This window comes from Nocardia alni (assembly GCF_019038435.1).
GTDB lineage: Bacteria > Actinomycetota > Actinomycetes > Mycobacteriales > Mycobacteriaceae > Nocardia > Nocardia alni.
Window position 1 is genome coordinate 1 of record NZ_JAGPOX010000253.1, and the last position, 6,962, is coordinate 6,962.

A 6,962-nucleotide genomic window follows, 5' to 3' on the forward strand; every position below is an offset into this window, starting at 1 on the left:
GGTGTCGGGGCGGGACAGCTCTACCTCGGCGTCGCGGACCACACGCACGACGGGTGCCGCGACTTTCAGATAGTCCTGGGCGGCGGTCAGTTTCGCCCGGACGCCCTGGGCCAGATCGGCATTCGGATCCGAGACGGCCGCGACCAGGGCTTCCAGCGTGCCGAAACGGGAGATCAGGGTGGCCGCGGACTTGTCGCCGATGCCCGCGACGCCGGGCAGGCCGTCGGAGGCGTCGCCGCGCAACGTCGCCATATCGGCGTAGGCCTGCCCGGCATTGTGCTGCGGCACACCGTATTTCGCGGATATCTCGGCCGGACCCCACAATTCGGCCTTGGCCAGGCCGCGGCCGACGTAGAACACCCGCACCGGCGGAGACGGCTCGTCGCGCACGAGCTGCAGCAGGTCGCGGTCGCCGCTGACGACGATCACCTCGTCCTCGCGCTCACGGGTGGCCAGGGTGCCGATCACGTCGTCGGCCTCGAGCCCCTCGGCCCCGGCCGTCGCGATACCCGCCGCCTCGAGCACCTCGAGGATCATGCCGACCTGCGGGGTGAGCGTGTCGGGCACCTCCTCGGCGCCCGCGGCCGCGCCCGCTGAATCGTCCAGCCGGTGCGCCTTGTACGAGGGCAGCAGCTCGACCCGGAACCGCGGCCGCCAGTCCAGATCCAGGCAGACCGCCAGCCGCCCAGGCTCGTGTCGCGTGATCAGCGCGGCCACCATATCGGTGAACCCGCGCAGCGCGTTGACCGGCCGCCCGTCCGTTGCGGTGATCTTCTCCGGGACGGCGTAGAAGGCCCGGAACCACAGACTGGCCCCGTCGAGCAGCAATAAGGGACGGTCGGATTTCATGGCAGCGACGGTACCCGGTCGGGGCGACAATTCGTGCCGGGACGCGACTGCGCCACGGTCGGCGACCGGTTCAGCGAGCGAACTGGTAGTCGCACCGGATTCGGCCACTGGGGTCCAGCAGCGCGAAGACGGTTCCGGTCCACGCCGGCTCCCCGTGCGCACGAGTGGGCGGCATATCAGCCGGAAGGCGCCTGCGGAGATCGCCTGAAGGCGCCGAGCCGGTTGTCGGCCGTGGTGGCGAGGCGGTCGCCGGGAGCATGCCGTCGGTTGTCGGGGCCGGCGGGTAACGTTGGGCGGCATGAGTGGGACGCAGGCACGATTCGAGGCTGAGGTGTATGGGCAGCGGCTGGAGCGCGCTGCGGAGTTGCTGCGGACGGCGCATCTGGATGCGCTGCTGATCTCTCCGGGGCCGGATCTGCGGTATCTGATCGGTTCGCGGGCGCAGTCCTTCGAGCGCCTGACCTGTCTGGTCGTCCCGGCCAGTGGTGAGACACCGTCGGTGGTCATCCCGAAGATGGAGCTGGCGGGACTGGCCGATTCGGCGGCCGACGAACTGGGGCTGCAGATTCTGGATTGGACCGATGGCATCGACCCCTACCTGGTCGTGAAGTCCGCGCTGAACGCCGGCGCCCGTGTCGCGGTCGACGATGCGATGCCCGCACTGCACCTGTTGCCGCTCGCGGCGGCGTTCAACGCGTTGCCTGTCTCGGCCACCCCGGTGCTGCGGCAGGTGCGTATGCGCAAGGACCCCAGTGAGATCGAGGCGTTGCGTCGCGCCGGCGCGGCGATCGATCGTGTCCACGCGCGGGTTGGCGAATGGCTGCGCGCCGGGCGCACCGAGAACGAGGTGGCCGCCGACATCACCGAAGCGATCGTGGCCGAGGGCCATACCGAGGCTGCTTTCGTGATCGTCGGCAGCGGCCCGACCGGCGCGAATCCGCACAAGGAGCATACCGAGCGCCGCATCGAATCCGGCGATGTGGTGGTAGTGGACATCGGTGGCCCGGTCGAGCCCGGCTACTACTCCGACTCCACCCGCACCTACGTCGTCGGCGAGCCCGATCCCGAGATCGCGGCGGCCATCGCGGTGCTCGAGCGTGCCCAGGCGGCCGCCGTGGCGGCCGTGCGCCCCGGCATCACCGCCGAATCGGTCGACGCCGCTGCGCGAGATATATTGGCGCAGGCCGGTTTCGGCGACGCGTTCATTCACCGCACCGGCCACGGCATCGGCCTGTCCGTGCACGAGGAGCCCTACATCGTCGCCGGTAACGACATCGTCCTCGAGCCCGGCATGGCCTTCAGCATCGAGCCCGGCATCTACTTCCCCGGCCAGTGGGGCGCCCGCATCGAGGACATCGTGATCGTCACCGAGGACGGCTGCGAATCGGTCAACCACCGCCCGCACGGTCTCACCGCAGTTTAGAACGGTCTTTACGCGGCGGGAACTGATAGTGGACGGTTCCGCCTCCGAGGTGCTGCGTGAAATTTTACCGGCAGGCACCGGTTTGGGGCTGCGCTCGATGTCCGGCGGCGGTTTCGCGGGCAGGCGTCGACGGCTACCGGGTTCCGCAGTGGCCCGCTCGAATCGGACCCGCGGTAGATTCACCTCGACTTCGGAGTCGATGATCTCGAGGCGTTGCTGCTGGATTCGAGTGCGACCACGCCGCAGCATCAGCTGGCGGGTGGTGGGGCGTGTGTTCTGATGGGCCGTGCTGGGCGCCGCTACTGTCCGACTCGAGTGAGATGGATCGGCGCTCGCGACAGGTGCTGTGCGTCGGCCATCGGTTGGAATGTGGGGGTTCTGGGATGACCTGGGCCTCGTAGTAGAGGTAGCCGGGTGCGGTCGAAACCCGTTGGGGTTCATCGGTAGAACGTGCCGTGGATGGGTACGGTTTCGTACAATCGGAGTCGTGCGGCACCTTGTGCGTTCGGTGTGGGACGAACCTCGGGCACCGGATCCGCCGCGGCGGACGTGGTGGGATCGGGTGCTCGTTGGGGTGCTCATGGGGTTGGTGGTGCTGGAAGGGCTTGTGCGGCCGGAACTTCCGCACCGAGTGTTATGGATGGTCGTCGGGGTGTCGATCGTGCCGACGTTGCTGTGGCGGCGCACCAGACCGGTGGAGATGGTGACGATCGCCTTCGTGCTCTCGACCGTCGGGACCGTGCTGGCGGATGGCGAACAGTCGAATATGCGCAGCCTGGCGGTGCTGCTGTTGTTGCCGTTCGCGGTGGTGCGGTGGGGGTCCGGGCGCGAGGTGCTGCTCGGATCGACGGTCGTGCTGGTGACTGTTGTTTTCTCGCTGGCGGTTTCGGACCTCACGGCGGCCGACGTCGCGGGCGGTCTGATCGTGGTGTTCGCGGTGGTGGCCCTGGGTTTGGCCCTGCGGTACCGGGCGGGGGCGAAGGCGCGCGAACTGGATCAGGTCAAACTGCTCGAACGGGAGCGGCTGGCCCGCGATCTGCACGACAGCGTCGCACATCACGTGTCCGCCATCGTGATTCGCGCGCAGGCGGGCGTGGTGGCGTCGGCGTCCCGGCCCGACGCGGCGGTGGACGCGCTGCGCCTGATCGAGGCCGAGGCCACGCGCACGCTCGGTGAGATGCGCGCGATGGTTCATATGCTCCGCCGTGACCATCCGGACCGGGACGGCGATCCTAGTCCCGGCATCGACGACATCGACGGACTCGCCAGGACTGCCGGCCACGGCCCGGCGGTGGACGTCGAGATCATCGGTGATGTCGCCGATCTACCCGGCGCTCTCGGCACCGCGATCTACCGGCTGGCCCAGGAATCGGTGACCAACGCCCTGCGTCACGCGCGCAACGCGACCCACGTGCGGGTTCGGCTCGACGCCGATGACACGACGGTGCGTCTGCTCGTATGCGACGACGGAGATCCCGTGCGTGGCGCTGTGCCTTCCGGCTACGGGCTCCTCGGTATGAGTGAGCGCGCCACCCTGCTCGGCGGCAGGTGCGAGGCGGGTCCGGATCCGGGCCGGGGGTGGCGGGTGAGTGCGTCGCTGCCGCGCGCGGCGGGCCGGGCCGGGTGATCGAGTGAACGAGAACCTGCGGGTGGTGGTCGCCGACGATCAGGAGATCGTCCGTACCGGGCTGGTGATGATTCTCGATGCTCAGCCGGGCATCGAGGTGGTCGGTACGGCCCCGGACGGGCAGCAGGCTGTCGAACTCGCGCGGCGCCTGCGTCCCGATGTGTGCCTGTTCGATATTCGTATGCCGAAGCTCGACGGTATCGAGGCCACCCGTCGCCTCGCCGGGCCGGACGCGGCGGATCCCCTTGCCGTGGTGGTGATTACGACATTCGATCTCGACGAGTACGTCTACGCGGCACTGCGTGCCGGGGCGCGCGGATTCCTGCTCAAGGAAGCCGGACCGGACATGCTCGCGCAGGCCGTGCACGCGGCCGCGAACGGTGATGCCCTCATCGCGCCGAGCGTGACCGCGCGACTGCTGAACGCCTTCGCCGGGTCCGGTCCCAATCCGTCTGCACCGCAGCTGGTTTCGCCGCTGACCGAGCGCGAGGAGCAGATTCTGGCGATCGTCGCGCGGGGACGGACCAACAGCGAGATCGCCGCCGAACTGCACATCAGCCTCAGTACGGTGAAGACCCACCTCGCCGGCTTGATGGCTAAGCTCGGCGTGCGCAATCGCGTCGAGATCGTCATCTGGGCCTACGAGACGCACCGCGTAGAGCGCTGACCCGATCGGCCGGAAGTACTACCTCTCGACCGGACGATCGGCCGAGGCGGTTCGAGACTTTGTCCCGATGTGGCGGGAGGTCCCAATGGCGAGGATGGTGATATGAAAGCAATTGTGCAGCAGGGATATGGCTCGCCGGAGCGGGTATTCACGCTCGACGATATCGCCCTTCCCGAGGTCGGAGCCGATGATGTGCTGGTTCGCATGCGGGCCACCAGTGTCAACACGCCGGACTGGGCCGCCGCGGTCGGGCTGCCCTACATTCTGCGGTTGCAGTCCGGACTGCGGACGCCCAAGACGCCGGTGCGGGGTTCCGATATCGCCGGAATCGTGGAGGCCGTCGGAACGAATGTGACCGATCTCCGGCCCGGCGACGAGGTGTTCGGATCGACGTGGGACCCCGCCGGCTCGACACCGGCCGGCACCTTCGCCGAATACACGGTCGCACCGGCGAACCGGCTGATCGTCAAGCCCGCCGGACTGAGCTTCGAGGCGGCCGCGGCGTCGGTCATGTCGGGCATCACCGCCTTGACGGCCATCTGTGACGTGGGTGAGGCCGGACCCGGGAAGCGCGTGCTGATCAACGGCGCCTCGGGGGGAGTGGGATCGTGCGCGGTGCAGCTCGCCAAGGCACTCGATGCGCAGGTCACCGGCGTGTGCAGCAGCCGCAACATCGAATTCGTCCAGTCGCTCGGCGCCGATCACGTCATCGATTACACCCAGCAGGACTTCACCCGTGGCCCGGAGCGCTACGACGTCATTCTGGACAACGTGCTGAATCATCCGCCCACGGTCAGCGCCCGGGTCCTGGCACCCGGCGGAACCCTGATCCCCAACAGCATCGGCGAGGCCCGGGGCGTTCTGGGCAGCATGCCCAGGATCGGCCGCGCCCTGCTGATGGCTCGCTGGGGCTCCACCGACGTCCGCACCGTCACTTGCGTCCCGGACCGGGACAACCTGCGAGCCCTCGCCAGTCTCCTGGACTCCGGTGACATGACGGTGATCATCGAGAAGACCTACGGCCTGGGCGATGCCGCCGCGGCGGTGGCCCATATGCTGAGTCACCGTGCCCGCGGCAAGATCGTCATCACGATGTAGACGCTCTTCTCGGTAGTGAGCGAGATCCCTGTGCTCGGTTTGTCAATCACGTTGTCCGGGTGAGGAATAGCGTTCGATACGGACCGGGTGAGCACGCTGAATTCGTTCACCGGTCGCTGCGCTGCTCGAAAGACCGAGAATGGACGGGAGCGCCCGACACCCAGGCCCGGAAATGCTCGTCTGTCGGGACGGTGAGGTCGCGCCGCAGAATTGCCGTTCCGTCAGCTGCTCCCCAAGAGCACACCTCCGTCGCCCTCGAGGCCGCGGCGCTGATCGAGGCCATCGAACGCGGTGTATCTCGCGGTGGTCGCCAGCGGGGACGTCAGGCGCGCAGGGTGCCGCTGGCCAGGAGGCGAGTGGGGCGGATGGCGACGACGACCCGGGCCGGGTTCTCGCGCGGGGTCCGGTACCGGCTGGTGTAGCGGCGTTCACCCTCGGAGACGTCCGCCGGGTCGGTGAGGACGTCGGCGGGGCCCTCCAGCGTGAGCCAGCGGCGGCCGTCGACCTGGCTTACCGCGGCATAGCCGGTGCGCTGCACATTCCGGGCCTTCACCGTGTGGCCCGAGGTGATGATGCGGACGAGCCCGGACTCGTCGTCCCAGGTGAACCCCACCGCGACCACGTGCGGGGTGCCGTTCGGGCGCAGCGTGGTGAGTGTGGCCAGATGCCGCTCGGTGACGAACTCGAGTGCGGCGGGTGGCAGTTCGAGAAGGGCGCTGGTCATGGTGTGACGCTAGCAAGCGTCCTGTGCGGGTGGTCTGCCTGGCCGAGGTTTCAGCTCGTCGGGGGGAACTGTCGGCGGACGCTCCAACGCGGACCCGGTGACGCCGGACCGGGTCCACAATGGGCGATGTTGACATCGGCATACATCATGCGGCGCTGACGATCAGTGCAGCGGAGTCTGCTGCCCGGCCTGAAGCTACATTCTGTGCGCCCGAATGTCCGATATCGGCGTTTTTGGTGCGCAGAATGTAGCTCCAGGCCGGATCATCGGCCAGCACGAGAAGGTCGCCCGGAGCCGAATATGCCTGTGCTCGGCGTATGTAACGCGCCGAGGGCGGGTGTAGGAGGGATAGGTCTCTGGGCGTGCTGTCACGGGGCGTGGCGTGTTTGTGGGTCGCGACCGGTGTGTGATGGGTAGTGGGTGCGGGTGGGTTGTGGCTTGGCGGTACGGGTGCGGGCGGTAGCGCGTTTGTGGGTCGCGATCAGTGGGTGCTGGATGGTGACCATGGGTGTGGGTCGGATGGGGTTCGGCGGTGTGGTCATGATCGGGGTGTCCTGGGTGGTTAGTGCGGGGT

At 68.2% G+C, this 6,962-nt stretch carries 7 protein-coding genes; 4 read left to right on the top strand and 3 right to left on the bottom strand.

The window, feature by feature from the left end; all coding sequences use genetic code 11:
• On the bottom strand, positions 1–849 hold an 849-nt coding region (locus tag JZ791_RS43070), incomplete at its 3' end, for a 5'-3' exonuclease (protein WP_216903575.1).
• Positions 850–1,147: 298 nt separating this feature from the next.
• On the opposite strand from JZ791_RS43070, the gene JZ791_RS43075 reads away from it, so the two are divergent.
• From JZ791_RS43075 to JZ791_RS43090, 4 genes are all read left to right on the top strand, one after another.
• On the top strand, positions 1,148–2,272 hold the full coding sequence (locus JZ791_RS43075) for a M24 family metallopeptidase (RefSeq protein WP_216903577.1): 1,125 nt from the start codon (positions 1,148–1,150) through the stop codon (positions 2,270–2,272).
• Between the two features lie 487 nt (positions 2,273–2,759).
• Positions 2,760–3,899, top strand: coding sequence for a sensor histidine kinase (locus JZ791_RS43080; RefSeq protein WP_216903579.1), 1,140 nt, complete (start codon positions 2,760–2,762; stop codon positions 3,897–3,899).
• A gap of 4 nt (positions 3,900–3,903) precedes the next feature.
• A complete protein-coding gene (locus tag JZ791_RS43085) occupies positions 3,904–4,566 on the top strand; it encodes a response regulator (RefSeq protein ID WP_308163488.1) in 663 nt (220 codons plus the stop codon).
• A gap of 102 nt (positions 4,567–4,668) precedes the next feature.
• On the top strand, positions 4,669–5,664 hold the full coding sequence (locus JZ791_RS43090; RefSeq protein WP_216903581.1) for an NAD(P)-dependent alcohol dehydrogenase: 996 nt from the start codon (positions 4,669–4,671) through the stop codon (positions 5,662–5,664).
• Between the two features lie 322 nt (positions 5,665–5,986).
• Here JZ791_RS43090 and JZ791_RS43095 read toward each other — a convergent pair whose 3' ends face one another.
• Positions 5,987–6,388 carry a PPOX class F420-dependent oxidoreductase gene (locus tag JZ791_RS43095; RefSeq protein ID WP_216903583.1) on the bottom strand — a complete coding sequence of 134 codons (402 nt, stop codon included), beginning with the start codon at positions 6,386–6,388 and terminating at the stop codon, positions 5,987–5,989.
• Between the two features lie 368 nt (positions 6,389–6,756).
• Positions 6,757–6,962, bottom strand: a 206-nt coding sequence (locus JZ791_RS43100; protein ID WP_216903586.1) for a hypothetical protein, incomplete at its 5' end; no start/stop codon positions are given.

Coding starts and splice junctions, on each gene's coding strand:
- JZ791_RS43075 (WP_216903577.1), top strand. CDS start 1,148: ATGAGTGGGACGCAGGCACGATTCGAGGCTGAGGTGTATGGGCAGCGG.
- JZ791_RS43090 (WP_216903581.1), top strand. CDS start 4,669: ATGAAAGCAATTGTGCAGCAGGGATATGGCTCGCCGGAGCGGGTATTC.
- JZ791_RS43095 (WP_216903583.1), bottom strand. CDS start 6,388: ATGACCAGCGCCCTTCTCGAACTGCCACCCGCCGCACTCGAGTTCGTC.